The 26,286-nt window shown below is 36.6% G+C and carries 25 protein-coding genes and 1 pseudogene; 5 read left to right on the forward strand and 21 right to left on the reverse strand.

Features of this window, described 5'->3' with window-relative positions; genetic code table 11:
• Positions 1-272 precede the first annotated feature (272 nt).
• Both AC1DVB_RS05195 and AC1DVB_RS05200 read right to left on the reverse strand, forming a co-directional pair.
• Entirely contained in the window at positions 273-914 is a 642-nt protein-coding gene (locus AC1DVB_RS05195; RefSeq protein WP_264639524.1) for an HAD hydrolase-like protein, read from the reverse strand.
• Positions 915-1,025: 111 nt separating this feature from the next.
• On the reverse strand, positions 1,026-1,193 hold the full coding sequence (locus AC1DVB_RS05200; protein WP_156404357.1) for a hypothetical protein: 168 nt from the start codon (positions 1,191-1,193) through the stop codon (positions 1,026-1,028).
• A gap of 370 nt (positions 1,194-1,563) precedes the next feature.
• Here AC1DVB_RS05200 and AC1DVB_RS05205 point away from each other — a divergent pair, with 370 nt between their 5' ends.
• Complete coding sequence (locus tag AC1DVB_RS05205; protein WP_063577605.1) at positions 1,564-2,019, forward strand: YfmQ family protein; 456 nt, start codon at positions 1,564-1,566, stop codon at positions 2,017-2,019.
• A gap of 304 nt (positions 2,020-2,323) precedes the next feature.
• On the opposite strand, the gene AC1DVB_RS05210 is transcribed toward AC1DVB_RS05205, so the two are convergent.
• The 4 genes from AC1DVB_RS05210 to AC1DVB_RS05225 all read right to left on the reverse strand — a co-directional run bounded on the left by AC1DVB_RS05210 (position 2,324) and on the right by AC1DVB_RS05225 (position 6,315).
• Entirely contained in the window at positions 2,324-3,292 is a 969-nt protein-coding gene (locus AC1DVB_RS05210) for a hypothetical protein (protein ID WP_328098143.1), read from the reverse strand.
• Positions 3,293-3,803: 511 nt separating this feature from the next.
• Positions 3,804-4,169 carry a cupin domain-containing protein gene (locus AC1DVB_RS05215; RefSeq protein WP_477588481.1) on the reverse strand — a complete coding sequence of 122 codons (366 nt, stop codon included), beginning with the start codon at positions 4,167-4,169 and terminating at the stop codon, positions 3,804-3,806.
• A 1,059-nt stretch (positions 4,170-5,228) separates the two neighbouring features.
• Positions 5,229-5,666 (reverse strand): VOC family protein, encoded by a 438-nt coding sequence (locus tag AC1DVB_RS05220; protein WP_063590018.1) that lies wholly within the window; start codon positions 5,664-5,666, stop codon positions 5,229-5,231.
• Between the two features lie 289 nt (positions 5,667-5,955).
• The gene (locus AC1DVB_RS05225; protein WP_095680074.1) at positions 5,956-6,315 is read right to left on the reverse strand and encodes a winged helix-turn-helix transcriptional regulator; all 360 of its coding nucleotides are present in this window, start codon (positions 6,313-6,315) and stop codon (positions 5,956-5,958) included.
• A 244-nt stretch (positions 6,316-6,559) separates the two neighbouring features.
• On the opposite strand from AC1DVB_RS05225, the gene AC1DVB_RS05230 reads away from it, so the two are divergent.
• The gene (locus tag AC1DVB_RS05230) at positions 6,560-7,291 is read left to right on the forward strand and encodes an NADPH-dependent F420 reductase (protein WP_095680073.1); all 732 of its coding nucleotides are present in this window, start codon (positions 6,560-6,562) and stop codon (positions 7,289-7,291) included.
• A gap of 227 nt (positions 7,292-7,518) precedes the next feature.
• Here AC1DVB_RS05230 and AC1DVB_RS05235 read toward each other — a convergent pair whose 3' ends face one another.
• The 4 genes from AC1DVB_RS05235 to bla form a co-directional block, all read right to left on the reverse strand.
• Positions 7,519-7,725, reverse strand: a complete 207-nt coding sequence (locus AC1DVB_RS05235) for a DUF6366 family protein (protein ID WP_477588432.1) — start codon at positions 7,723-7,725, stop codon at positions 7,519-7,521.
• A 219-nt stretch (positions 7,726-7,944) separates the two neighbouring features.
• Positions 7,945-8,370, reverse strand: a complete 426-nt coding sequence (locus AC1DVB_RS05240; protein ID WP_239859381.1) for a hypothetical protein — start codon at positions 8,368-8,370, stop codon at positions 7,945-7,947.
• Between the two features lie 142 nt (positions 8,371-8,512).
• Positions 8,513-8,914, reverse strand: a complete 402-nt coding sequence (locus tag AC1DVB_RS05245) for a DUF6157 family protein (RefSeq protein WP_095680071.1) — start codon at positions 8,912-8,914, stop codon at positions 8,513-8,515.
• 222 nt (positions 8,915-9,136) lie between these two features.
• Complete coding sequence (gene bla, locus AC1DVB_RS05250; protein WP_440439944.1) at positions 9,137-10,084, reverse strand: class A beta-lactamase; 948 nt, start codon at positions 10,082-10,084, stop codon at positions 9,137-9,139.
• A gap of 230 nt (positions 10,085-10,314) precedes the next feature.
• Between bla and AC1DVB_RS05255 the strand changes: the two genes are divergently transcribed.
• Both AC1DVB_RS05255 and blaI read left to right on the forward strand, forming a co-directional pair.
• Positions 10,315-12,126 (forward strand): BlaR1 family beta-lactam sensor/signal transducer, encoded by a 1,812-nt coding sequence (locus tag AC1DVB_RS05255; RefSeq protein ID WP_477588435.1) that lies wholly within the window; start codon positions 10,315-10,317, stop codon positions 12,124-12,126.
• Entirely contained in the window at positions 12,107-12,487 is a 381-nt protein-coding gene (blaI, locus tag AC1DVB_RS05260; protein WP_034304552.1) for a penicillinase repressor BlaI, read from the forward strand. The genes AC1DVB_RS05255 and blaI overlap by 20 nt, the downstream gene beginning before the upstream one ends.
• Before the next feature lie 114 nt (positions 12,488-12,601).
• On the opposite strand, the gene AC1DVB_RS05265 is transcribed toward blaI, so the two are convergent.
• The 5 genes from AC1DVB_RS05265 to AC1DVB_RS05285 form a co-directional block, all read right to left on the reverse strand.
• Positions 12,602-12,982 (reverse strand): hypothetical protein, encoded by a 381-nt coding sequence (locus AC1DVB_RS05265; RefSeq protein ID WP_477588437.1) that lies wholly within the window; start codon positions 12,980-12,982, stop codon positions 12,602-12,604.
• Positions 12,979-13,470, reverse strand: coding sequence for a helix-turn-helix domain-containing protein (locus AC1DVB_RS05270; protein WP_057277242.1), 492 nt, complete (start codon positions 13,468-13,470; stop codon positions 12,979-12,981). The genes AC1DVB_RS05265 and AC1DVB_RS05270 overlap by 4 nt, the downstream gene beginning before the upstream one ends.
• 554 nt (positions 13,471-14,024) lie before the next feature.
• A complete protein-coding gene (locus AC1DVB_RS05275) occupies positions 14,025-14,339 on the reverse strand; it encodes a hypothetical protein (RefSeq protein WP_098186656.1) in 315 nt (104 codons plus the stop codon).
• Positions 14,340-14,580: 241 nt separating this feature from the next.
• Positions 14,581-15,327: a polysaccharide deacetylase family protein gene (locus AC1DVB_RS05280; RefSeq protein WP_057277237.1), complete on the reverse strand. Its 747-nt coding sequence runs from the start codon at positions 15,325-15,327 to the stop codon at positions 14,581-14,583.
• Between the two features lie 234 nt (positions 15,328-15,561).
• Positions 15,562-15,858: a hypothetical protein gene (locus AC1DVB_RS05285; RefSeq protein WP_057277236.1), complete on the reverse strand. Its 297-nt coding sequence runs from the start codon at positions 15,856-15,858 to the stop codon at positions 15,562-15,564.
• A gap of 772 nt (positions 15,859-16,630) precedes the next feature.
• Here AC1DVB_RS05285 and AC1DVB_RS05290 point away from each other — a divergent pair.
• Positions 16,631-17,638: an SMI1/KNR4 family protein gene (locus tag AC1DVB_RS05290; RefSeq protein WP_235568255.1), complete on the forward strand. Its 1,008-nt coding sequence runs from the start codon at positions 16,631-16,633 to the stop codon at positions 17,636-17,638.
• Positions 17,639-18,178: 540 nt separating this feature from the next.
• Here the strand turns inward: AC1DVB_RS05290 and AC1DVB_RS05295 are convergent.
• From AC1DVB_RS05295 to AC1DVB_RS05320, 6 genes and pseudogenes are all read right to left on the reverse strand, one after another.
• Positions 18,179-19,144: a carbohydrate kinase family protein gene (locus tag AC1DVB_RS05295; RefSeq protein WP_095679806.1), complete on the reverse strand. Its 966-nt coding sequence runs from the start codon at positions 19,142-19,144 to the stop codon at positions 18,179-18,181.
• A 116-nt stretch (positions 19,145-19,260) separates the two neighbouring features.
• Complete coding sequence (locus AC1DVB_RS05300) at positions 19,261-21,645, reverse strand: glycoside hydrolase family 32 protein (protein ID WP_477588483.1); 2,385 nt, start codon at positions 21,643-21,645, stop codon at positions 19,261-19,263.
• 36 nt (positions 21,646-21,681) lie between these two features.
• Positions 21,682-22,317, reverse strand: a pseudogene (locus tag AC1DVB_RS05305) (glycoside hydrolase family 32 protein); the annotation flags it as partial.
• A 47-nt stretch (positions 22,318-22,364) separates the two neighbouring features.
• Positions 22,365-23,267 carry an ABC transporter permease gene (locus AC1DVB_RS05310; protein WP_225988884.1) on the reverse strand — a complete coding sequence of 301 codons (903 nt, stop codon included), beginning with the start codon at positions 23,265-23,267 and terminating at the stop codon, positions 22,365-22,367.
• Between the two features lie 80 nt (positions 23,268-23,347).
• The gene (locus AC1DVB_RS05315; protein ID WP_057277232.1) at positions 23,348-24,913 is read right to left on the reverse strand and encodes a sugar ABC transporter ATP-binding protein; all 1,566 of its coding nucleotides are present in this window, start codon (positions 24,911-24,913) and stop codon (positions 23,348-23,350) included.
• A gap of 80 nt (positions 24,914-24,993) precedes the next feature.
• Positions 24,994-25,974, reverse strand: a complete 981-nt coding sequence (locus AC1DVB_RS05320) for a substrate-binding domain-containing protein (RefSeq protein ID WP_230134628.1) — start codon at positions 25,972-25,974, stop codon at positions 24,994-24,996.
• Positions 25,975-26,286: the final 312 nt, after the last annotated feature.

Raw genomic sequence — 26,286 nt, forward strand, 5'->3', positions numbered from 1 at the left:
CTATTACACCACCATCCGGTTCTATTTTCCCACTTGTTAAAGCACAACTTAAACATTCGACTTCAACTGTTTTTCCATTAGACAAAGTAATTTCCCTCATAATTCCCTCCAATATATAAAATTATCTCTCTTAAAAAGATAAAAATAAACAAACCCTTGTTGAGCTATCCTGCCCCCGTTAGTTCATTAAAGGTAGTTTTTCACTGAATATGAAAGTATGATAATACTAAGAATAGTTTTTCAAAAGGCCTCCAATTGCACCCTTTTAGAATTTAAACTAACTCTAAGATTTCTTTGAAGTTATTCACTACAAAATCTGCTTGTTTTAATTCATCTTCTTGAGCAAAGTCAAAGTTCACACCAACTGCAATAAGTTCATTATCCTTAGCAGCAGATATATCTGAAGACCGGTCTCCGACAACGTAACCTTTTCCAATTTGATTTTTATTTTTCACCATTTGCACTAAATCTGATTTATTCCCAGATTTAATTAGTTGGATACTATATGTATCTTGTATAAACCTATCCAAATTATAAGTTTCTACAATTGCTTGTAAATATTCTATCTGACCATTGCTGGCAATAAATAAGGGATACTTTTTACTTAACTCATTTAATGTGCTTTCCACACCAGCATATAATGCACCTTTTTGTGCTTGGATTAGTTCTATAAGCTTTTTATGAAAAATCTCATTGCTCTTTACTCGTATTTCCAGTGAGTGGTTTGGGCAAAGTGTTTCCCATACAACCGGTAGTGGCACACCCATAATTCCCCTATATTGTTCAATCGGTGTTTTTTTATCCCATAAATTTTCTTTTCGTAGTACTTCAAATGTTGCTTCTAGGGCAGGTTCTAAAATTAAATTTGTTTGAAATAAGGTTCCATCCATATCAAAAATGATTGCTTTACTCATTGAAAATTCCCCCTCAAATTATCTCTCATTAAAACATTTTTAAAAAGCGCTGTCTTAAAGACAGTTCTGACCTTCAGCTAACGTCACCTGTTAGTTCATTAAAGCTAGTTTTTATTTGTGATTTTTTAATATTTGAACCTCTTCTTCTAGTTTTTCGATTTTTTGTTGAAGTTCTTTCTTAGGTTTTAAAATTCTTCGACCTAATATAACGAGGAATCCGGTAATAGCAATAACTCCCCCAGCTGAAGCTATAAACAAAATCAAGGCAATGTCAAACATAAAAACAACTCCTATTTTATTTTCTATACTGCAGGTAAGCCACTTAATCACTATAACCAGGTTAATTTTACCATTAAAAACCCATTCGTTCTTAAACGATCGTGCCCCGTTAGTGCCATAAAAAAAAGGCTGCCGCAGCAACCCTTGTAATTGAAATAAAGCACCCGTTATGAATACACTAATCTTCCCTTTTCAATATGAAAGGAGCTGCGGAAGCAACCCCCCTGACCGTTAGTTTATACCGCACGCCCCAAAAGGAAAACGTTGCGAGAATGGACATATTTTCGAAAGAAAAAATGGCCATTCTTTTGGTAATATAGAGGCAGCTACTTATCATGAGGCATTTATAACATACGGAGATGATGAAAAAATGACAGGACCCGTTTTGATTTTGACCATTATTATGACGATATTTAAACTAGTTGTTACCTGCCTTCCAACCGATGTCGTCAATTGGCTTTTGAATAAATTTAAGATGCATCCAACACTTAGTGACGAGAATACCGTGATCACGATGGACGGAAAACGATTGGAAGGGGAAGAGAAGAACCAAGTGATTCAGGATGTTAACCACGCGATGATTTTGAAGAAAAATCATATATTTCCTGGAAACGATTCCTTGTTTTTACATCCAGAGAGCGGTGTTAAGCCATTGGTCATCGATACGAAAAAAGGCAAAAAGGATATTCGGTTATTGGTGTTCGTGTACGGTGACCATGTGGATGTCGTAAAACAGGACAAGAAGAAGCTCGTGGCATATAGCATGCGTTCCGAAAGCCTCCAAGACCGTTCGATGATGAAGGGAATGGATGTAAAAGAAGCATAAAAGGAAGAAAAATGAAAACCACACCATGATGTGTGGTTTTTTGATTGGGAATTATTTATTTTCTGACACGACTTCTTCTCCTCTTATAAGGATGCCTTCATTTTTTGGCTCGCTCACCTAGATTGCGGTCTCATCAGTGACCATTTTCTAGTACGACGCACACTTTAGCTGAACAAGGGAATTTTTTTCTTGATTTTAATGTATGATAATGTAAAGAAACGTACATTTAAAAGGCCCTAAAATTGGGGGCCTTTTCATTTAATTTATTTTCTTTTTATAAATATATAAATCAATATTAGGAACGTTAGTTACTTCTAAAACTACGCATTGCTCTCCGGCGGTCGTGCAGTACCATCAGGATGATTATTCCCATCATCACTCCCAAGACGCTACCTAACTCGGTGGTTAGTACATATGCAAGCGGGTTCTCTAGAGCAGGTTGTGCATCGGGGCGAGTGGCGGCCAAGCGGTTAAAGAGGTTATAAGAGAACAGCATTCCCGACGAGATCCATGCTGCTGCCATAGGAGGGAGGAACCGCTTCGACCCGCGGCGAGTGGTCAATACCAACAAACCCCACGCCCCCGCTAAGGCCCACACACCGGTACTCAACGACAATAGGTGCCACCATAAATCGCGGTTATCCAACATGGCTGGGTTGATGCCAATAGTTCCGCCAACCGCCCAGAATAGCTTAATAAATCCAAGCAGGATACAGCCAGCCGCGACAAGCCTAGCCAAGGTGATATGCAGTTTCTGGCTGTTGCCCGGGAGTAATTCAATGTCGATTGGATCAGCAAATGCCTCTGGCCAACGCGCTTTAGCGTATCCAGCTAAGGCGAAAGGTAGGCAGATGCCGACTCCAACCAGTGAGACCATTACGAAGATCTGCTCATATACCCAAACGTTAGCAGCACCTGCCTTCTGATCGCGTATCATAGCAGCAGGACCAAGCACAGGTGCCAGCAACAGCATGGGAATAAGTAAACCAGTACCTACCCAGACGGGCAAGGCAACCAACCAGGCGGGCAGTCGCTCACCCCATGTCATGCTAAATGCCAATGCTAACAGGATACCAACTGCAGCTAGAACCATTGTTACTGCGTTTGCAGTGCGCCAACTTGGGTCGCCCATTTGTTCGGTCGGCATGAAGAGACCGAACGTCCAGGCTATTTTGATTAACAGATAAGGCATTACCGCTATAGCGGCACCATAACCCCAAAATCTACGCTTCTTCATCAAATGTGAAATTGGCTGCTTTTTCATTTCTGTCATGAGGTCACCTCGGCAGCCTGACCAGTGAGTTCGTAAATCTCTATCTCTACAATGAACAGAGCACTCCCAATTAAACTCTCATGTTTATTTCTATTTATAACTATAAATAAACACCCCTTAAGAATTATCATTTAAACTGTTTTAGTTTTAATGAATCATAGGACTTTTCTCGAAGATAATCATTTCCCCCATTTCGCTCACCATCAATATCCTGAAAACTGCTCTGCCCGCTTCAACTTTAACATAATATTCCAATTAGGAATCCCTTATTCTAAAAAAAATTGACACAAGAAGATTGTCTTCATTGACGACCTTCTTGTGTTAATTCTTCTATCCCGCCTCGATAGTTCAAGAAGAAAAAGCTGACTTAAAGACAGCTCCGATCTTCTGCTAACGCACCCATTAGTTCATTAAGAAAAGCGATTCTTATTAAGGAATCGCTCCCGTTGCGGAAAATATGTAACTTCCTTTTATATGTTGATCCAAAGATAGTAACTGGAAAATTATCGGGTTAAATCCATATATTATTTTCAGCAGTTAGTTTAAAATTAGTTTCACCAGTGTTGACTACACCTTTAGGCTCTACCAGCATTATATGGCATTCCTTTTCAGCATAAGGCTTATGCTCCACACCTTTTGGTATCACATACATTTCTCCTTTGGAAAGTTTAACCTCTCCATCGCGGAATGCGATGGACATCTCGCCGTCTATCACGATGAATGCCTCATCGGTGTCTTTATGATCGTGCCATACAAAATCCCCCAGAATCTTAACTAACTTAAACTGATATTCATTCATTTCACCAATGACTTTGGGCGACCAGTGTTCACTGAATTTGGACAGTTTCTCACTAAAATTAATAGCATTATAATTGATATAAATCCCCCCAGAACTATTCTTACCTTTATTTTACAACTTCCATAGATTAATTACTATTTTGATTAAGCCCACAAAAGTTTCTGCTGATTTTCCACAAAATGGTCCAATTGTTGAACAAAGACCAAACAACACTCTTGAATCAACCTGCCCCGTTAGTTCATTAAAAAAAAGAGTTGCAGCAGCAACCTACCTTATTTGCACCTAGTTAAAGATTGATATACTTGATGATGAATGATTCCTGCCAATGTCAAAGATAGGACTCAAACTTCCACTTTTTGCCTATCCGTAAAAAAATTTACAAAAAAAGACTTCCATACACAGTATGAAGTCTTTTTGAAGGCTCTTTTCGTAAAGATTGATGTTTTTAAAACGAAACTATTTAAGGTTGATTGGAGCGGAAGTGCGAGACTCCTGCGGGAGCAGCGGGACAGGTGAGACCCCACAGGCGTTTACGTCGAGGAGGCTCACCGCCCGCCCCGCGGAAAGCGAGCATCTGGAGGGGAAATCAACCACAACTCACTACCTGGTAAATAGCAACAAAGTATGTGAAAACAGCCTTTTGGAAAGAGAAGAGTATTACGGTTTTAAAACGACTTTTATACATTCATCCTCACGATTATTAAAAATTCGATAACCATGACTTGCTTCTTCAAGGGACGTATTGCAGAACAGAGCTTGAAGATACTTGAGTATGATGCCCACTATAAAACTAATGAAGAATCTTTTCTTTGCAATCCAACTATCCTGCCCTATAGTTCAACAAGAGAAATGAACAAAAAAAAGAACCCCTTTGCAATAAAGAAGTCCTTATTTATTCATTCAATTTCAGCTGCAAATTGAAACAATTCCGGGTGCTCTGCCAAGTCTTGCATCGCTTTTTCTCTTTGTTTTTTGGCTGTTTCAATGTCATCTTCATCTTTTTGAGGGTGGCTTTTTTATATCCAGTAAACAAAGTAATGTATAGCCCTTATTTTTCCAGCTGAAAAGTTTGGCATCTATTCGTTTTACCATTTATACATGATTTTATAAGCCCAACAACCATTAATTGCCCATAATTTATTTGATTTGCTCCGCCAACTCTAAAATAATTCCCTCTGGTCCACGACAGTAGCATAACTTATAACTATCTTCATATTGTTGTATCTCACTAAAGATTTCCGTACCTTTCTTTTTCAATTTGGCAACAAGGGCTTCAATATCTTCAACAGCAAATGCAATATGCCGGATGCCCAGCGTATTTGCAAAAGGTTGCTGACTATCTTTTTCATCTGACGGCGTATAAAATTTAATTAGCTCTATCCATGCCTGACCGTCTGGCTTCCCCAATCCTACACATGCTACTTTAACGTCATTAAGCCCACTCATCCGATCCATCAAATCTCCTTCCATTTCCCATTCCCCTTGCACTTCAAGTCCAAAATCGAGAAAAAACTCTTTAGCAGCAGAGAGATCATTTACGATTACACCTACATGATCTATTCTGTGGATCTTCATATTTCATACCTCCTTTGTTCCTGTTATTTTGCAATATCCTGTATTCTTACATTCTAATTCTCTAAAAACAGAAAATATCCTTCTTGTTGAAGAAAGGCAAAGAGCACTCTTCAATATCCTGCCCCGTTAGTGGTGCCATAAGAAAAAGAGCTTCTGATCAGCTATTTTTAGTCAAATTTTTATGGTAAAAGAAAAAGCTGCGTTAGAACGCTTTCCCTCCCGCAACTTTTACTTTATCTACCATTTCGTTTTTGAATTCTGGGGTTAACGATGGATGTGTTAGCTTTGGTTAGTCTACCTGCTCCCCAAACTTCTTCCCGAATTCTTCCATTAAATCAATAATAGGAATGAGTTCTTCCCCTTTTGAGGATAATGAATACTCAACACGAGGAGGAACCTCTGGATAAATTTTGCGATTAATTAAACCAGCTGTTTCTAGTTCTCGAAGTTGCTTTGTAAGAGAGCCTTGTGAAATATCCCCTAAAAAAGCTTTGATTTCACTATAACGGCGCACTTTGGACTTTATAAACCAAAGAATGAGATATTTCCAACGTCCAGATAGTATGTTTTGGGTATAGGCAATGCCATATACTTCTCTCTGTTCCTTTATACACTTTTTGTCAAATCCATCCTTGCATATTCTAGACACCCATTCACCTGCTTTCTACTGTTAGGTACAAAAAAATGTACTATGGCAATTTTTATTGCCTTCTTCAAAGAAATGAAAATTGGTTATATTCTAGTATATGTAATAAAAACAATCAATATTTTTAATATCTAATGAGATATGTTTACGGATTGATAAAGTGATGATATTGATTCAGATAAAAATATCATTGTTAACTTTAAGCAGAACAACTCTTTGATATACAAATTCTTTAGGAGGAGAAATGATGAAATTTGGAATTATAGGTGCTGGAACAATCGGGTCGATCATTTCTAAAAAATTAGTTAAGAATGGACATGATGTAAAAATTGCAGATGCACGAGGAATTGAACATTTAGAAGGAAAAGAGCTTGCTGGAACACCTGTCCTTATAGAAGATGTAATTACCAATATTGAAGTTCTTATAATATCTCTCCCTTTAACAGCACTGCCAAGCATTCGGAACATTATCGAGCAAGTTGGGGAGGAAGCAATCGTCGTAGATACTTCAAATTATTACCCTGGCAGAGACCAAAAAATTGCAGAAATTGAGAACGGGATGGTTGAAAGTGATTGGGTTTCCAATCAATTAGGTAAACCTATCATCAAAGCTTTCAACAACTTGTTAGCCCATACTTTAGAAAATGAGGGAACCCCCGAAGGTACTAGTGGACGCATTGCCATGGCGATTGCTGGTAATGACGTATCACAAAAACAAATAATCATGGACATAGTAAACCAGCTAGGCTTCGACACAGTGGATAGTGGTTCTTTAAGTGATTCGTGGAGACAACAGCCGGGAACTCCTGCATACTGCACAGAACTAACAAAAGAAGAACTAACAAAAGCATTGGAAAAAGCAAATAAAGAAAAAGCCCCATTCCTGCGGGATAAGGTAATAGAGAAGTTATCAGCTTCTAACTTCCCCCTCGCAAATAAAGATATCGTGAATATGAACAGAGAAATATATAATTCATAAAACAAAAAGGTGCACTCAGTTTAAAGTGTACCTTTTTGTATATTGCCACCAAACAATCCACAAAAGCCTTTCCAGTCCGATCTCGATTTTTCTAAAAACAGAATATTGTGTTTTAATTCCCTCTTCCCTATCCTGCCCCTTTGGTTCCATAAAAAAAGGAGCTGCTGATCAGCTCCTGATAATTGAAGTAAGCACCCGTTAGTTGAAGGAGGTTAAGTAAATTCTTTTTAAAAAAACAGTTTATAAATAAAATATCCAACTATTAAAACAACAATTAATATTCCCGTCCCTTTCCAACCTAAACTGCCAACTAAGTCTGCTAAATTTCCATTTCCATTAAATCCATCTTTTAATGTGCCTATCGGATTTTTTTTAAGCTCTTCTTGTCTTAACCTTTCTCTTTTTTCCTCAGGCGTTTCATGGTCATTGTTCAAACTAAGCACCCCCTACGAATTTACTGTATCTTGTAGTATTATTACCCGTACCCTTTGTTGCGTTTGTGAACGTGCTAGTCAATTCAGTTAGCTTCACTTCTTTTCTGAAAAAAAGGCAGCGGTGGAGCTCCATTTTAATGAATTATACAAAAATACCCATTTTAAAAGTTTCTTCATGATAAAAAGCTACCCATTAAGAGTGGGTAGCTTTTTATCATGTTATTTGAAAACAATTTGCAGTTTTCCAGATACTCTTCCAGAAGAGTATCCATCTTTAACATCTACATAAAATTTACCAATTCTCATATCTGTGAATATTGTCTTTCCACCAGCTAAGCTATGATAGCTTGTGCACTTTCCAGTACTGGCATTGCAGAGACGGGACCATAAGTTACTATAATTAGTCAACAACTTACTTCCAGAAGAAGTCTTTAAATAGATTGGGGAAACCAGTTCTACCTGTAAGTCACTACCTCTGTTAGGATTTCCAACTTCACCATCCCATTTTCCATCTTCTGTTTGAAAAGAATACTGAGGAACACTTGCTTGTGCAGAAGAATTGCCTAATACCATTCCACCTACCAGAACTAACACAAACATACTTAAGATTGAAAATAAGTTTTTTATGTTATTTCCTCCTCCCATTTTATCCCTTTTATAATATCAGAATAAACTGATTATTAAAATGATTAAAAATGACTATACCTTCTTAGCTTCAAACATGTTTTCGTTTCGTCATCTTCATCGCTTTACAGTTCCAGTCACTACGTTTTGAACGATCCTACATCTATTTTCTTTTGGAGCGCATGCCTTTAAGTTTTGTAATGTCATCTTGCTTAAGCAACTGGTTATACATTTCACTGTTAACATCATATATGGCAATTTTCCCTTGATTATTATAATGAATTCCCCAACCATAATTTTTCACTAAAGGAGAAGCCCTGAAACAAGCCTTGGATTTTGAAAAGAACTGTTCTCGAAGTTCAGCTGCATTTTCCGCTTCCATTTGATTTTTGATTAAATATGTTTTGAATTGTACGTCTTCTTGTGTAAATTTATAGGGGTTATTGTTAATCAAATCATGCTCGATATAAGCAATGGTCGGTTTTTCGTTTCTGATGACAGGGACCTTTGCTGAAGAAACTTTTGAATCCTCTGAAATGGTAATAAGTGTGTTCTTATAACTCATATAACAACCTCCTTAGTCTACATACCATATCATACCATTATTTCCCTCCTCCATCCTGCCCCTTTGGCTCTATAAAAAAGCGTCGCTTCGTTATGGCTTCATAGCAATACAGATGATGAAAGGCTTTCGTTCATTAAAGGGAGTTGAAGAAGGGCAATCATTATAGGAATTAATCCACCAAAAAAGGCTACTTAACGTAACCTTTTTTAGTACAATCTTATTCTATTTACCTTTGACTTTAAGGGCCTTAATTACTTCTTCTGTCGCCTCAGCAATAAGCTCGTCGTTATAATCAGCCTCTTTTTCATCACGACTTGAAAGTACAGCAAGAACAATAGGATCTCCTTTTGATGGCCAAATGATCGCAATATCATTTCGCGTACCATATGATCCTGCTCCAGTCTTATCAGCCACTGCCCAACCTTTCGGCACTCCAGCACGAATTAAAGCATCTCCAGTAGTATTTCTCTTCATCCAATCTATTAAAAGTTCACGTTTCTCAGTTGGAAGTGCATCTCCCAATGTAAAAGCCTGAAGACTAGTAGCAAGTGCTATTGGTGTACTCGTATCATGCGTTTCACCAGGATTAACTACATTTAAATCTGGCTCAATTCGCTCAGGGTTGGTAACATTATCTCCAATTCCCTCCAGTACTTTTTTAAATCCAGCCGGTCCCCCCAGTTGTTCAAGGATAAGGTTTCCAGCAGTATTGTCACTGTATCGAAGCGAAGCATCAGCAAGCTCCTTAAGGGTCATCCCCGTATCAACATGCTTTTCGGTAATCGGATTATAATTAACAAGATCCTCACTTGTATAGGTAATTCTTTGATTAAGGTCTTCTATTGATTTCTGGTGTAAAAGTGCCCCTACAGCCAGAGCCTTATGAGTAGATGTAAACGCAAATCGTTCGTTCTCATGAAATTCCACGGTTTTTTTCGTTCCTGTATCAATGGCATAGACCCCAAGCTTTGCATCATATTCCTTCTCAAGTTGTTCAAATTTCTTGATTGTGGCTTCTTTTGCCGTATTATTTTCCGATGTTTGGTTAGTTCCCCCGGTTTGTTCTGTTTCCGACTGTTGTACAACCTGTTTTTCCTCATCTGAGCAGCCTGCAACCATAAGCACCAAGCCTATTGGTGCCAGTATTTGATAAAACCATCTTTTGTTCATCATGTAAACCTCCTAATTATTTGATTAGACTCTTATGTACGAAATGAAAAAACAACCTCATGCAAGGAGTTTTAACAGATTACATTTGTAGTCTGATTACATCTGTAGTATAGTATTACATATGTAATCAAAGAAAGTCAATTCTTTATTTTTTTACCATCAAGCCACTATAAATTTGCTATAAACCTGTTTTATAAATTTAAAAGTCAAGAGAGGTGGTATTGAAGGGCATGTTTTTAACCTACTTTATAATAGGTCTATTGGTGTCTTCATTTTCCGTTACTGTTATCCTCCTTATACGAAAATGGTTTGGAAGACAATTAACAGCAAAATGGCACTATCATTTGTGGATGTTTCTTTTCATGGCTTTAGCACTTCCTTTCATACCTACTGATTTATATAATTTTAGTTCTCTCTTTAGCAGCGGGGATATAAATCAGATTAATGCACCCAGCTCTAATATGGAAAAAACCGGGACCGATATGATGCAGGGCCTACACCTCATACAAGACTTTTCTGTATCGGTCAATCGGCCGGACCTGTCCTTACTTAATAGGGGAGTGATGGGTTTATGGTTGTCAGGGATGCTTTTATTTACCTTTACTATGGTTCGTGGATGGCTCACAATCAGAAGGATTAAGAATTATTCTTCTCCGTTTTCCAATCAAGAAGTCCTCGTGCTTTTCGAAGAATGCAAGAAAAGACTGCAGATAAGAAAACCAATAGAGATTGTTATTTCGAATAAAGTCCAATCTCCAATGATATTCGGGCTTTTTCAAACATATATCGTCTTACCTTCTCAGCATGAAAACTGGCTTAGCTTGAAAAATTACGAGTACATCTTTCTTCATGAACTGAATCACTATAAAAACAAGGATTTGCTGACAAATTACGTGATATTGTTCTATCAAATCATTTATTGGTTTAATCCCCTTGTTTGGCTTGCTTTTAGAGAAATGAGATTGGATCGGGAAATAGCATGTGATACATCTGTTTTAAAGTTACTGGATGATCATTCCATTAGTGAATATGGAAATACTATCATTAATTTTTTGGATCTTTCAAAACGGTCAAGTAATCTACAGTTGGTGACACAACTAAACGGTTCGAAGCTTCAAATCAAAAAACGAATTGAACAAATTTCTGCCTATAAGCATTCCGCAAAAAAATCATTAAGAAAAAGCGTCTTCATTTATGTGTTGGCCAGTATCATTTTGACAATCCAATTACCTTTCGTTTCCGCATTTGCGACGGAAAACGACCGATACTATTTTAAAAATGACGGAGTAGTTTATGAGGATTTACAGCAATTCTTTAAAGGGTATGATGGAAGCTTTGTTTTATATGATCATAACGCACAGCAATATCGCATTTTTAATGAAGAGAAAAGCACTTTGCGGGTATCACCTGATTCCACATACAAAATCTATAGTGCCTTATTTGCTCTAGAATCAAATGTGATATCACCCGAAGAATCCAAACTTTCATGGGATGGGACGGAGCAACCCTATGAAGCTTGGAATATGGATCAGGATGTCTCATCTGCTTTACAAAAATCTGTAAACTGGTATTTCCAAGAATTAGATCGTCGAACAGGATTTGAAACAATTCAATCCAATCTACAAGAGATAAACTATGGGAATTCCGATGTATCTGGGGAATTTAGTGAATTCTGGAACGAATCCTCATTAAAAATTTCTCCAGTCGAACAAGTCCAACTGCTGCAAGCCTTTTATAACAATCAATTTGGATATAAGGAAAGGCATATCCAAGCCGTGAAGGAAGCACTGCTCTTAGAAAAGAATGAAGAAGCTCGCCTATCAGGAAAAACAGGCACAGGAGCAGTGAATGGAAAAAACATCAATGGTTGGTTTATCGGGTATGTAGAGACGAGGAACAACACTTATTTCTTTGCTACCAATATACAAAATGAAGATGATTCATCCGGAAGCAAAGCGGGAGAAATCACTTTATCAATTTTAAAAGATTTAGGAATCTATAATGAAAATGAAGGGGAGAAATATGGAGAAAAACATTCCTAGTATATCAGAATCAGAATGGGAAATCATGAACGTACTTTGGGATAAAGCCCCTCAAACAGCGAATGACATCATACTTTCCTTACAGGAAAGTACCGATTGGAAACCGAAAACCATAAGGACCCTTCTTGATCGATTGGTTCAAAAAGATGTAGTAGGTGTCAATAAAGATCAAAGAGTTTACACCTTTTACCCGCTTTATTCACAGGAAGAATGCCAGCGTGCCGAGACCGAATCATTTATCAAACGTATCTATGGAGGGACCATGAAATCCATGCTTGTCCAATTCATTCACGAAGATACCCTATCTGATGATGATATCAATGAACTGCGCACTATTTTAAATAAAAAACCTAAAAAGTAATCCTATTAAAAAAGTCGATATGGAAATTAAACACCTATAAGAATAAAGAAAGCCTACGATCCTTGTTATGTAAGGAAGGGGGCTTTCTTTTATTTCAGTTATTTTGACTTTTCTCTATTTTTCAAATGGAACTCGGGGACCTTCGTCTTTATATCGAGAATAGGTCGTGCCTGCGCTTTCCATTTCTGAGCATTGTTCATTACTGCAAGCAAACAGATAAGTTTGTATGTCAGTACGGACACTTACTCCAAAATAGTAGGGGAACTTTCCACCTTTATTTTTATCCATGTTTGCATCAATAGCGATAATATTCTCTTTTTCTGCTAACTTTTTATACTCTTTACTCTCAACTGTTTTCAGCACCATTTCACTTAAAATGACCTGTTCACTTTCGGACGGTTCATACGCTTGTTCAAAAATAAACCATCTGCCAAATAAAAACAAATTAAACCCTATACTGATTATCAATATTGTTATTAAAATCTTATTCTTCATATATCCATCCCTGTACCTTTGTCTATCTCGATAGTCCCCGCCTCCTGTAATTCATTTAAACGACTTAAACTCTCTTCTTTATTAAAAGAACTATGCCAACGATAATCATATTGATCCAATATACGGTAATGGTTACTAATCAAATTTTGTTGCAAACGAAAATCCTCTCTATACTCGATCTCTTTCCACCATATCTTACCGCCCATTGTTTTTTCTTTAGGCGTACCACCATTTTTGCTAGCAATTAACTGAACAAAATCTACTGGATTGTCACCTATCGATGATATCAACAATTCGCTATGATTAAACAAAGCACAAAATGCAACAACGGTGGTCCAATTGGCTTCTGTTCTTCTTTTTTCAATTTGAACTAGTGTTTTTTTTGAAATCCCTAGAATTTCAGACATCTTATCTTGAGAAAAACCTTGTTCAGTTCGGACAAGTTTCATTTTTTCTGATATTAAATGGATGAACTCTTCTTTTTCCATATACTAAATACTCCTTTTTAGTGTAATTTTACACTAAAAGTATTATTTTTCAATAAAAAATACCCTTTTTGAATAAAAAGCAACTTTAAAACACAAAGAAAAAAGCAAGAAATAACCTTGCTCTAACTAAGTTTGAAATGGAAATGCTTCTTAATTTAGGCTTGTTGAACTAAACTGCACCTATAGTGCCATAAGAAAAAGCTGCCTTAAAGACAGCTCCGATCTTCAGCTAACGCACCCGTTACTTGAATTAGAAATTTAATTAGCTTTTCTTGGTCCTCTTTAAAAATAAATAACCTAAAACACCTAAAATTAATGCTATACCTCCGAAAACAATAACTTGAAATATAATATCCCCTATAAACATAACCTGTTCCTCCTGTTTCTAAAAACCATTTTCCTAAATCTGTATACGAGATTTTTCCTAAAAAGGTTTCATCTGATAGTTTGATTCTAAAAGTCTTAAACTAAACTGCACCTTTAGTTCATTAAGAAGAAGAGCTCCAAAAGAAACACCATTATTGAAGTAAAACACCTGATACTTTAAGAATTTATTAGGCACTAATAATACTGTTTTTATTTTTCAAGTAAATAAACAAATTAAATATGCTTAACCCTAAAATTATAAGAAACATATATGAGGAAATAACGTCTCCTGCTAAATTTAATTCATCAGCTATGTACCCCATAATAATAAGATTAATACCAGAAACAATTATTGAAATTATCGAAGTAATACTAACTGTGAATCCATTAACTAGGTTACTTCGTTTCTTTTGAACCAATAAAATAATAGAAATTACAATTAAACTAATTATAAAAGTAATAAAAACTAATCTTAAAAAATCGTATATTTCCAACCCCTCCATAGTCACCCTCCCAATTATCCTTTTACTACTTATTTTACCACAAAAAACCATTAATCTTATTAAACTATCCTGCCCCGATAGTTGCATAAAGAAAAAGCCGTCTTAAAGACAGCTCCGAACTTCAACTATAGCACCCGATAGTTTAAGTAAAAAACTTCACATACTTTTTGCAGTTAAATAAACCCCATTGCTTATAAACAATATTAAGTACTTTTCCCTTGGTTCCAAAAAGAAAAAGCGTTTACCTGGTATAGGAACCGCCTTCAACTATCTTTGCAAAGTCATCAAGAGTAGTTGAATACTTGATATAAATTCGTGGTAAAAGATAAAGTTCGTCTTTAATGCCCTTCTCAGAAAATAGTTCAGGAGTTGTTGTAAGTCCAAATAAATAATATTTCTTCGTTTCTTCTACGACTTTGTCATTGAAATTTCCGTATGGATACGCAAGAGCATTAACTGGTTGGCCTGTTATTTTTTGAATTTTATCTTTGGACCCTTTCAGTTCATATTCATAATTTTTTATTTCCGTCAAATCAGGATGTGTAGCAGTATGAGACTGGATTGAGATTATACCCGAATCAGCCATCATTTTTAAATCCGATTTCGATAATCGGTTTGAACGTCCGATAAAGTCAGAAATAACAAAAATGGTACCACTTGGTTTAAAACGTTCGTTTTCAAGTTTTTGAAAGATAGCAAATGCATTCAGATTGTTTTTGTATCCGTCATCAAAGGTAATGAAAATGGGTTTATTTTCTTTATAAATGTCTTGCCAACGATCAAAAGTTAATAATGTGTAGCCATGGTCTTTTAAATAAATCATTTGTTTCTGGAAATTATCAGGAGTTACATATAGCTCCTTAGAACCCTGCCCAGTAAACTCGTCAATCGAATGATAAATTAAAATAGGTACTTTTCGTTGAGCAAAAACTTGTGATGGAAGAATTAAGATAAGAAGACATAGGAAAAACATTACAACCTTTTTCATAAAATTCCTCGCTTTGCATCCTTTTTATATCTTTTCAATTTATTGTGCCTCAAAAGCATAGTTCTATTATGATTTCTCCCATATTTGAATGGTGACTTTGATAATCCCAAATGAAAAACTAATTTCTTAAACACTAAGGAATCGGACAAACTGCCACATTAGCTCTATAAGAAAAAGAGCTGCCAAAGCAACTCCCTTAATGAAGTAAAGCGCCCTTTAGTGCAACAAGGATAATCACTTATTTGTTCTTAAAGGTAGTAAGTTAGAATGAACCCATTTAATGAATTTTTCTGTACACTCCTCGTCCGTTTGAGCATTAAAGAGAAAAACTCCTCCAACTTCATCTTTATAGTATTCTTTTGTTCCGAAGAGTAAGCCAAATTCTTCTTGACTCTGGAAATCATAAAACATAACATCCCAGCTTCCGTCTAACCGTTCCCAAGCAATCGCCTCTGCCCAAAAAGGTTCCCAATTATCTATATGAATATGGGGACCTTTGTAATTTTCTAGTTCAAAGTATCTTTTATCCATAAAAGTCGTCCTTTATAAGATATTTTGACTCTATCTTATCATAGTCCTTATTGAACTATCCTACCCCGATAGTTCCATAAGAAAAAGCTGCCTTAAAGACAGCTCCGATCTTCAGCTAACGCACTTGTTACTTCAATAAGGAAAAAGGGTATATCTTGTTAATGTATCACAATCAGTTCATTTATTTAATTTCATCTTAGACTTTAAATTTAAGATAAACTCGCACACAAAAGCTACTAACAATCCAGTCCAAAAAATTACAACGGAAGTAAATGGCTCAATTCCATATATTAGAAAGTAAATATAGTTTATAAATAATAGCAACATATATGTGTAAAAACCAAGTATTGCTCCTTTTTTCCAATTAATTGACTCTATTTTAGACATACTTCTGAAGAATTTCATTTAAACCTCCACAATATAAATTTACCCTTGCTGTTCCATTAATGCCCTTTAGTCACTCTACTAAATCTGAACATAATACCATTATTTTACCATAAAAATTATGATACCTTGATCAACTAACCTGCCCCGATAGTTCCATTAGGAAAGGGGTTGCTGCAACTCCTGTAATGAAGTAGAGAGCCTTTTAGCTAAAAAAGAGGCATTGGGAAGATTAATTGAAGGCTGTTTTCGAAAAAACTGTTGAAGAAAAAATAGGCTATTTATTTTTGTAGTATGATGTAAGAACGGTTTTTCAACAACCGAGGAAGTTTGTACAAGAAAGAGCCGGTAGATCAAATAATAATTAAACATTTATGAGGTGAACTTTTTGGTAAAAAGTATATGGGAAGAAAGTAATGACGAGTATATGTTACAACCATTAACAGACGAAATTGTAAAAAAGGCAGAAGAGTTATTTAATGTAACGTTACCAGACTCCTACATTGCTATTCTTAAGCAACAAAATGGTGGACAACCAATCTGTAATGCTCATCCGTCTCCTGTTCCTACCGTCTGGGGTGAATCTTTTGTTATAGTGGAACACATTAAAGGGATTGGTTCCGGAAACGGAATTCTTGAAAATGATTATTACATAAAAGAGTGGGAAGTGCCGGAAGGACTTATTTTATTCAATGGAGACGGTCATACTTGGCTCGCATTTGATTACCGCGATGCCACGTCTGCTCCCCCCATTGTTTATGTAGACGTTGATTTGGAACAAACCATACAAATCGCAGATAGCTTTGATGAATTTCTAAAAAACCTATACCTTGAAAATGAGGAATTTGATTTTGAGGGAATGGAGGTAAAGGTATACAGTAAACAGGACTTTGAAACGTTTATACAAGAAGATAATGTAGAGGAATTAACTTATGCTATACCGGACCTAGCACAAGGCGATGTGGATTTGAAGTGGTTTGGTAATCAACTTTTAACTTTAAGTAAGTATCACGACAGATTTATTAGATGTTGTGTTGCTAACAGTGTTTGGAATTCTCTTACACATAGATTAGATGAGGATATTCTACATTCATTGATAGAAAATTTTAAGAAGGATGTCGATAATGAAGTTCAAATGTATGCTGAACTTGCTCTTGAAAAAATGAACTATTCCTTCGAACAATTTAAAGAGGATGTATATAACGGTGAAAGGGTCAGTCTTGCTTTTCAAGATAAACTTTATCACGTTAGTGAAGAATCCAATCAATGGCATCTAGCGGACTATGAAACAGATACACAACAGTCGTTTGATTCAGCAGATGAATTATTAGAGAAATCCAGAATCGATGGGGAATCTTTACAAGAAGGATGGAGCCATATTAAAAAAGCTTATTAGGCTATTCGTTATCTGTTGGCTAAGTCTCTCTATCGAATTAGTCTTAAGTCACTGTGGTAAATGTTGATACTTGATCAAACAAAAAAGCTGTCCGGTTCCGGAGAGCTTTTTCTTATGGTTTATAATAAGTACATAATCATTAATAGAGCTTAAGAAATTGACCGAAATAAACAATTATTTTTGTAAGTCTTAATGAACTAAAGCACCGTTAGTTTAAGTACATTCCTTCACAATCTTTGTAAATTGAAGAAAATATCACTCCATTTAAATTAACCTTTTATTATCTAACAATTCCTCCTCATCACATTTTATATTGATGAATTTAATTAAAGACGCAGTTACATACTTACCTTTTCGGTAAATGAATACTGTTTTGACTTTTCCGTATAGATTCGGTATTGAATGTTGTCTAATGATTCCGTCTTGTATATGCTTTGTAATCACATGAGCATCAGTTCCTCTCCGAATACCTCTAAAAATCGCTATGCACCTAGACCTACTACCGCGATTTTTTCACAATCCGAAACAATACGATGTAGACTAAACCTTATATATATCTTCTTCGTTTGGTAGAGAAGAAATCGCTCCTACCTTCGTACACACGACGGCACCTACTTTATTTGCAAAAAGAATGATCTCTTTAAGTTTACTAAAATCACTAAGAATTGTGTCATAGGACTCAAGGTTTGCAAATTGAAATAAAGCAGCACCGACAAATGCATCACCAGCACCAGTTGAGTCAATTGAATTTACTTCGACACTGTTTATTACACTCATTCCACTTCCATTTGAAAGAAGAGTGCCTTCCCATCCAAGGGTAACAGCCACTATTTTTGCCCCTAAATGATGGAGCATTGCTATTCCATCATATTTATCCATTTTTCCCGTGATTAGTTCAAGCTCTACTTCGCTTACTTTTACAAAGTCAGCCATTGATATACCCTTTCTGGCTAAACTAATAAATTCAGCCACTCTATCTTTCCATAAATCCTGTCGGAAGTTAGGGTCAAACGATAGAAATATCCCCCTATTTTGTGCAAATTCCATTGCCTTTAAATAAGTTGTTTTAAAAGGGTTTTCCAGAAATGCAGTTGCAGATCCAAAGTGAATGATCTTTGCACCACTTAATCTATCTAGGTATAAGTTATCCTCCGTTAAATTTCGATCCGCTCCTCTATTGAATACAAAATCCCTTTCACCATTTGCTTGTAAAGAAACAAATGCTAAAGTAGTTGGTGCCAAATCATCAGTAACAATCATCGATGTATCAACCCCCACCTCTTTTATCGTTTCTATTAAAAATAATCCAAATGGGTCATTTCCTACTTTTCCAATAAGGCTTGCTTCCCCACCTAGCTTTGAAATAGCAGCTGCGACATTCGCTGGTGCACCCCCGGCTTTCTTTAGAAAATGATTACCTTCCATTAAATTAACATCAATATCTGTACAATAAAAATCGATCAAAAGCTCCCCAACGCATATGACTGCGCGGTTTGTTTTATTCATTTACATTACATCTCCATTCTTGTGATTTAGGTAAAATGAAAGGCTATCGATTATTTTCGACAGCCTTCATAAACTCTCACTATCAACCCATCTTTAATAAGATTGAAATGTAGTCTTTATCTTTTCCATATACTCTTTAAAGGGTATATTTTCAAAGACTTTAATGTAACTTCTCCACCCTTGCTATAAATTTGTAATCCTTTACTTGATGGATCCGGGAAAATTTGATCAGAAATAACCGTTTCACCTTTGTTTCCAAACACTTCTACAGCAGATCGGTCAATGAAAATATGCATTTTCACAGTCCCATTTAATGTATTTAACGGTCCGTCATGCTTACCGACTACATTGTTCCCATAATCAAAGCTTCCTGAATTTGAACGGTCTACGAATAATTGTTTGGTGGCAACATCATAGCCAATAGTCGTATATTCAGTTGCTCCTTTACGAACTTGAAAGCCGAATTCAGTTGCTTTTATATCATCTACATCAAACTCAGCTATCATTTCAAATGTATCTTCTGATAGTTTAGATAGGAGATTACTTTCACCAGATATGACTTTATTTTTATATGAAATTTTTTCACTCTTATCTCGAATGGTTTTTAAAGAAACTGGTGTTTGTTTTAAACGTAAACCTTCTTCTGTCTGAGTTAGCTCCATCTTTCTTGGCAATGTCGTTGAACTTCTCCAAGTCGAAGTTGGTGTATGATTTGCATATAGCCAATTACTCATCCAGCCAATCCAATATTTTTCGCCATTCTTCCCTTCAATTCCGCTCCAATCAACTGCGGCATAATAATCTGCCCCGTAGTCAGTCCATAACACTTGATCGGAAGGGTTTTCATTTTTAAACGTTTTCCCGTCAAAGGTACCTACAAAATATTGCATACCTGACCCGCCTGCAGGAGCGCCATCATTAATGCTTACCTGTAGTACCCATTTTGTTTTTGAAGGGTCACCATCAATTGGTAATTCGATGAGAGTAGGACATTCCCAAATCCCTCCGTTACTACCATGAGTAGAAGGTATCCACTCTCCAGAAACAGCAGACCAGTCTGTAAGGATGCCGCTTTCTTTCGAATCGCCTTTCTCAGGCTCTTTGGCAACTTGGTCTACTTCATTTGGCATGGCCCCTTCATTATAAACATTAACATCATCCATGTTTATATGACCCCAACCACCTGTAGCTTGGTCTGCAGCTTTAATATATAACACTTCTCCAATGTATTTAGACGCATCCCAGACGTATTTTTGATATTTTTCTTCTTTAAATTTGGTATTGGCTTGTCGAATTAATTCTTGATCATCAGAGGCTCTCACTAACGAAACATAGCGGGTGTTGATATCATTACCACCGCCCAACAGAAAGTTGATTTCTCCAGAACCACCTAGTTTAAAATATGAGGAGTGCAGTTCACCTGTTGCGTCATCTCCCTTTTGTAGATCAGTAAACCCCCATAGGTGGTAGTTTCCTTGGTGGCCGAAATCCCCTCCCCAGTAAGATGGTACATTTGTCACATGATCTTTTGTGAAAGCATTACCTTCGATTGTACTCCACCCAGTTAGATCACCTGTCTCAAAATCATGATTAGTAACTTCCTTCTCATTTGTCATGATGTTCTTACCAACTTGAACATCTTGGAATAACGTGGATGAATTCCAAACATTTAAGCCAAAATGTCCTGACGAAAAAGTTGAATCATTTACATCATGAATGAGATTACCATCTAAAAAAATTTTAATATTTTTTCCATGGGTGCTTGCTTTTAAATGGTACCTTTTATCTGTATCTAGATTTATTGTTTTTTCAGCTAGAATGGATATGTCTCCATTTTCGATTTTCATGATTTTTATTGTATCGTTTAAAGCATCGATATTCGCCATATAACCGTTTGTTGCATGAGGATCTGCACGAAAAACGAGCGAGCCAGCTCCATTGCCGCCCTTTTCCCCAGATATCTCAATGTTTGCTTCATAAAGAAAGTTATCCCCTGTTTGACCGCTCATTACAAAAGCATCCTCCGTAGAGGTTCCACTTTTTCCATCCATCGTGTTCTCCCAGCTGCCGTTTACATCTGTCCATTTTGATAAATTGGTTTCAAAGTTAGATGTATTCTTGAACTCCACATTTCGAAAGGCTGCCGTTGAATTCCTCGCTGACAATCCATAGTATCCATAATCGAATTCTATATCTGTTTTTTTTATAACGGATTGATCGTTTACAGAGACTTGAATTTGATCCCCATCTGTTTCTACCTTCACATGGTAGGTAGTTGAGGTTTTGAGGGTAAAAGGTTTTCTCGTAATTTCCTCGTTTGTTCCATCTACATTCTTACTTAATGTTATGACATCGTTTTTGGCATCTAAGCTAGCAACATAGCCGTTCTTTGCACTCCTGTCTGACCGAAAAACTAAACCGCCTGCCCCTTCTCTCCCATTCTTCTCATTAAGCGTAATATTTCCCTCATAGCTAAATGATTCACCTGTCTGGGATGACATGGCATAAGAAGTTCTGTCTAAGCTATTTGCTTGTATTCCACCATCTTCGCCGAATTCACTTGCATACTCCCACTCTTTTAAATTAGGTGAGGTATAAAACATGATCTTATCCTTAGCCGCTAACGACATAACCCATTGGTTTGATTCTACATGCCAAAATACTTTAGGATCGCGCCAATCTTGTAAAGGAGGGTCTGGCATTACGGGATTCCCTTTATACTTTTCCCAAGTTCTACCTTTATCTAAGCTATACGCTATACTTTGGACTTGCTTATCCCCTGAATGCGTAAAGATGGCAACCATTGCTTCTTTTCCAAAGCCAGCTGTATTGTTCCAATCAATAACAGCACTCCCCGAGAAAATCTGACCGTTTTCATCCGGCGATAAAGCAATCGGCAAATGCTCCCAATTAACAAGATCTTTACTGACAGCATGCCCCCAATGCATCGGTCCCCATGTCGTTCCATACGGATGATATTGATAAAACAAATGATATTCACCTTTATAAAAAACCATACCATTCGGATCATTCATCCAGTTGGCTTCAGGAGAAAAATGAAATTGATTACGGTATGGTTCATTATAATACCCAGGGTCTTCTGCATATGCACTATTAAGTGGTAAACAAGTGACAGTTGAACATATTAGTAAAGTACCAATAATCCTCTTCACCTTTATTTCACATCCCTTTTTTTAAAATCTAAAATGACATGTGATCGTTATGCTGGACTATTTCCGCGCAATCGATCTAATAGAACGGCTGCTACAATAACTCCACCTTTTACAACTAACTGCCAATAATAGTTGACATCCATTAGAGTTAACCCATTACTGATTACCCCCATAATTAAAACCCCAATAATTGTTCCTATTATTTTCCCTTTTCCACCTGTTAAACTTGTTCCTCCTAGAATAACAGCAGCAATTGCGTCTAACTCATACATTTGACCAGCAGTTGGCTGTCCAGAAAACAACCTTCCCGCTAAAACGACTCCTCCTAAACCAGCTAGTAAACCACTAATCGAATACACATTGATTAAAGACTTTTCAACCTTAATTCCAGTTAACCGAGCTGCCTCTTCATTGCCACCAATCGCATAAATATGACGACCGAACATCGTATATTTAAGAACAAAAAACATCACGACATATACTAAAGACATGATATAAATAGGAGTGGGGATTCCGAAAATACTTCCACCACCGATGAATTTAAATGTTTCGTTTTGTAAAACAATTGGATAACCGCCACTAATGACATAAGCGAGTCCACGAACATATGTGAAGCTGCCTAGTGTAACAATAAATGCTGGTAACTTTGCTTTGGCTGTAAGAAACCCATTAATCAGTCCTACTGCATACCCTACTAGTACGCCTGATAACATCGCAATTATAGGATTAACTCCTGCAGAAGAGACCATGACTGAGATAACGCCAGATAGAGCAACTGTTGCACCAACTGATAAATCAATACCACCAGTTAAAATAACGATTGTCATCCCAGCAGCTAAAATAGCAATAATGGAAACTTGTTTTAATACATTCAATAAATTGGCTGTATCTAAAAAATTTGGTGCTGTAAATGAAAGTACTACACACAATAATAATAAAATCATGATCATGCCAAGCCTATTCCATAAAGAATAAAGGACATTTCCAATATTTAGGCGTTGTGAATGTGTAATAGTTTGCGTATTCCCTCTCATTTCTCTCTTCCCCCTATGGTAGCTAATCGCATAATAGTTTCCTGTGTAGCTTCTTCCTTCGAAAGCTCGCCTGTTAACCTTCCTTCACTCATGACAAGTATTCGATCACTTACCCCCAATACTTCAGGAAGTTCAGATGATATCATTAAAACGGCCAATCCTTCATCTGCAAGCTTTGAAACAATCTTGTGGATTTCAGTCTTGGCACCTATATCAACCCCTCGTGTTGGCTCATCCAGTAGTAATACCTTTGGTGCAATTGATAGCCACCTAGCGATCACTACCTTTTGTTGATTCCCACCACTTAAGTTTGATACTTGCTGTTCTGGGGAAGCTATTTTTATATTTAAGTCTTCAATATATTGGTTAGCGCTTTCATTTGCTTGCTTCCAACTAACAATTCCTGCTTTAGCGTGTTTTTTCAATTCAGCCATTATGATGTTTTCTTTTACGGACATTGATAAAAATAACCCTTGTTCTTTCCTGCTTTCAGGTACATGTGCAATCCTATTAGCAATAGCATCTATTGAGGATTTGATTTTAACAGATTGACCATCAACCAATATTTCGCCACTTTTCAACTCGGACAAACCGAAAATGGCCCTAACCAATTCTGTTCTGCCAGCACCAACAAGCCCCGCTAAACCAACAATTTCACCTGGGTAAATTTTCAAAGATACATTCTTTACAATTGTGTTATCAGAAACATTTTTCAATTCAAGTACAGGTGAAACTTCCTTTGGATTTTTTGTGCCAAAGGCTTTTGACCGATTAAACAAGTCCTTTAAATCCCGTCCTACCATCAGCTTTACGAGATGATCAGGATTTGTCTCTTCAATCGGCCCACTTGCAATCCATTCGCCGTCACGTAATACAGTGAACCTATTAGAAATTTTAAAGATTTCTTCCATTCTGTGAGAGATATATACAATAGCAACTCCCTGCTTTTTCAAATCATCAATAATTTCAAACAGCTTTTTTATTTCTTTATCTGTTAAAGAGGCGGTTGGTTCATCCATTATGAGTACCTCTGCATTAAAGGATAATGCTCGGGCGATCTCGACCATTTGTTGTTGAGCAACACTTAAGGTTGAAACCAATTGGCGTGGATTTAGATTCGACCCCATTGAATCTAACACCTCTTGGGCACGTTCATGGACCTTATCCCATTTCACCATTCCTAAACCATTTCTAGGAAAGGTGGAGCCCATTAAGATATTTTCACTTATTGTTAAATTAGGAGAAAGGTTTAACTCCTGATGAATAACACTAATTCCTTTGTTCCTTGCATCAGTAGGGTCCTTCCATAAAATTGGTTGACCTTTCAAGTAGATTTTCCCACCATTGTCATCAGGTGTATGAATGCCTGCGAGGATTTTCATGAAAGTTGACTTTCCAGCGCCATTCTCTCCCATTAATGCATGTACTTCACCTGGATAAAGTTCAATTCTCACATTGTTCAATACGGTTACACTCGAGAACGTCTTACCAATCCCTTCCATATTCAACACTGGCTTTTTTAGACTTTGTAGGCCTTTAAGGGACATTTCATTCACAGCCATACCTTTATCTCACCCCTTATATTGATTTGAATAGGCTGATTAAAGGAGGAATCCTTATCAGCCTATTTATTGAAAGATTCTTACCAACCTTGGTAAGAATCTAATGTATCTTGAGTTACAATCTCAACTGGAACTTTAATAAGCTCCTCAACTTTTTCATCATTTTTAACTTTCATTCCGATTTCAACAGCTTTTTTGATCATGTTACTAGGTGACTGAGCTGAAGTAGCAGCAATTGTACTTCCTTCCTTTGCCATTGCTTCTGTAGCTTCAGGAGCACCGTCCACTCCGACAATGAAAAATTCATCTTTACGATTCGCTTGCTCTTGAGCAATTTCAACACCAATTGCTTCTGGATCATTAATCGCAAATACAGCGTCAATAGAGCCTGATGAATTAGCTTGTAAAATACTTTCCATCACCGTTAATGCCTTTTCGCGATTCCCTTCTCCATTTTGCTTCGCGATAACTTTAATTTTGGAATCCTTTATTGCATCTTCAAATCCTTGAATACGATCAGATACAGCCGAAACAGGAGGTCCATCAATAATGACTATTTTTCCTTTTCCATCTAATTTTTCAATCACATATTCTCCGGCCAGTTTACCAGCTTGATAGTTGTCTGAAGTAACAGTGGCATCGACACCACCTTCAGCATTGGTATCTACAGCAACTACTGGAATATCAGCCGCTTTGGCCTGTTGAACAGCTGCCGCAATTCCTTTTGTATCAACAGCATTTAAAAGAATGATATCTACTTTTTTCGTAATAAAGTTTTCAATTTGAGCTGCTTGTTTGGCTAAATCATATTCAGCGCTTTCAACTAGAACTTCAGCACCTAATTCTTTTCCTGCTTCTTCAGCACCTTTAGCCATGGAGACGAAGAAAGGGTTTGCTAAACTACCCACCGCTACACCGATCGTTAATTGTTTGTTACCTTTTTGTCCTTCGTTACCATCTGTTGATCCATTTGATGATTCACTAGCCCCACTACATGCCGTCATCGCGGCAATTACAAACGCCAAAACTAGCATTCCTATTACTTTTAAATATTTCACCATATTAGTCCCCCCTAGTTTTTGAAGATGAAAATAATTAGCTACTGAACGAGAAATTGTTAACGCTCCCAATCTCTTAAACTAGATCACCTCCTTAAATGAATATTTTTGGGAGAAATAATGGAAATATGGTTGATTTTGATAGTTTTTCACATTGACATCTAATTTATTGATAACGCTTTCATCCTTTGTAAAACAATATAATTACCCTTTACACATTAGAATTATAATTGATTGATTTTGGTTGTTTTTGATTGATTTTGATTATATTAGAGCTGTTTGTAATTGTCAACGGTTCCAATTATTACAAAAAGT

Source organism: Peribacillus sp. P4_D6, assembly GCF_056401795.1.

Bases quoted from the DNA above. Each gene is read 5' to 3' on its own strand.
- AC1DVB_RS05315 (WP_057277232.1), bottom strand. From the start codon at position 24,913: ATGGCTGTGAATGAAATGTCCCTTAAAGGCCTACAAAGTCTAAAAAAG.
- AC1DVB_RS05230 (WP_095680073.1), top strand. From the start codon at position 6,560: ATGAAATTTGGAATTATAGGTGCTGGAACAATCGGGTCGATCATTTCT.
- AC1DVB_RS05320 (WP_230134628.1), bottom strand. From the start codon at position 25,974: ATGGTGAAATATTTAAAAGTAATAGGAATGCTAGTTTTGGCGTTTGTA.
- blaI (WP_034304552.1), top strand. From the start codon at position 12,107: ATGGAGAAAAACATTCCTAGTATATCAGAATCAGAATGGGAAATCATG.
- AC1DVB_RS05310 (WP_225988884.1), bottom strand. From the start codon at position 23,267: ATGATCATGATTTTATTATTATTGTGTGTAGTACTTTCATTTACAGCA.
- AC1DVB_RS05255 (WP_477588435.1), top strand. From the start codon at position 10,315: ATGTTTTTAACCTACTTTATAATAGGTCTATTGGTGTCTTCATTTTCC.
- AC1DVB_RS05270 (WP_057277242.1), bottom strand. From the start codon at position 13,470: ATGGAAAAAGAAGAGTTCATCCATTTAATATCAGAAAAAATGAAACTT.
- AC1DVB_RS05205 (WP_063577605.1), top strand. From the start codon at position 1,564: ATGACAGGACCCGTTTTGATTTTGACCATTATTATGACGATATTTAAA.
- AC1DVB_RS05265 (WP_477588437.1), bottom strand. From the start codon at position 12,982: ATGAAGAATAAGATTTTAATAACAATATTGATAATCAGTATAGGGTTT.
- AC1DVB_RS05280 (WP_057277237.1), bottom strand. From the start codon at position 15,327: ATGAAAAAGGTTGTAATGTTTTTCCTATGTCTTCTTATCTTAATTCTT.
- AC1DVB_RS05200 (WP_156404357.1), bottom strand. From the start codon at position 1,193: ATGTTTGACATTGCCTTGATTTTGTTTATAGCTTCAGCTGGGGGAGTT.
- AC1DVB_RS05220 (WP_063590018.1), bottom strand. From the start codon at position 5,666: ATGAAGATCCACAGAATAGATCATGTAGGTGTAATCGTAAATGATCTC.
- AC1DVB_RS05300 (WP_477588483.1), bottom strand. From the start codon at position 21,645: ATGTCATCCCAGACAGGTGAATCATTTAGCTATGAGGGAAATATTACG.
- AC1DVB_RS05195 (WP_264639524.1), bottom strand. From the start codon at position 914: ATGAGTAAAGCAATCATTTTTGATATGGATGGAACCTTATTTCAAACA.
- AC1DVB_RS05295 (WP_095679806.1), bottom strand. From the start codon at position 19,144: ATGAATAAAACAAACCGCGCAGTCATATGCGTTGGGGAGCTTTTGATC.
- AC1DVB_RS05240 (WP_239859381.1), bottom strand. From the start codon at position 8,370: ATGGGAGGAGGAAATAACATAAAAAACTTATTTTCAATCTTAAGTATG.
- bla (WP_440439944.1), bottom strand. From the start codon at position 10,084: ATGAACAAAAGATGGTTTTATCAAATACTGGCACCAATAGGCTTGGTG.
- AC1DVB_RS05285 (WP_057277236.1), bottom strand. From the start codon at position 15,858: ATGGATAAAAGATACTTTGAACTAGAAAATTACAAAGGTCCCCATATT.
- AC1DVB_RS05245 (WP_095680071.1), bottom strand. From the start codon at position 8,914: ATGAGTTATAAGAACACACTTATTACCATTTCAGAGGATTCAAAAGTT.
- AC1DVB_RS05210 (WP_328098143.1), bottom strand. From the start codon at position 3,292: ATGACAGAAATGAAAAAGCAGCCAATTTCACATTTGATGAAGAAGCGT.
- AC1DVB_RS05275 (WP_098186656.1), bottom strand. From the start codon at position 14,339: ATGGAGGGGTTGGAAATATACGATTTTTTAAGATTAGTTTTTATTACT.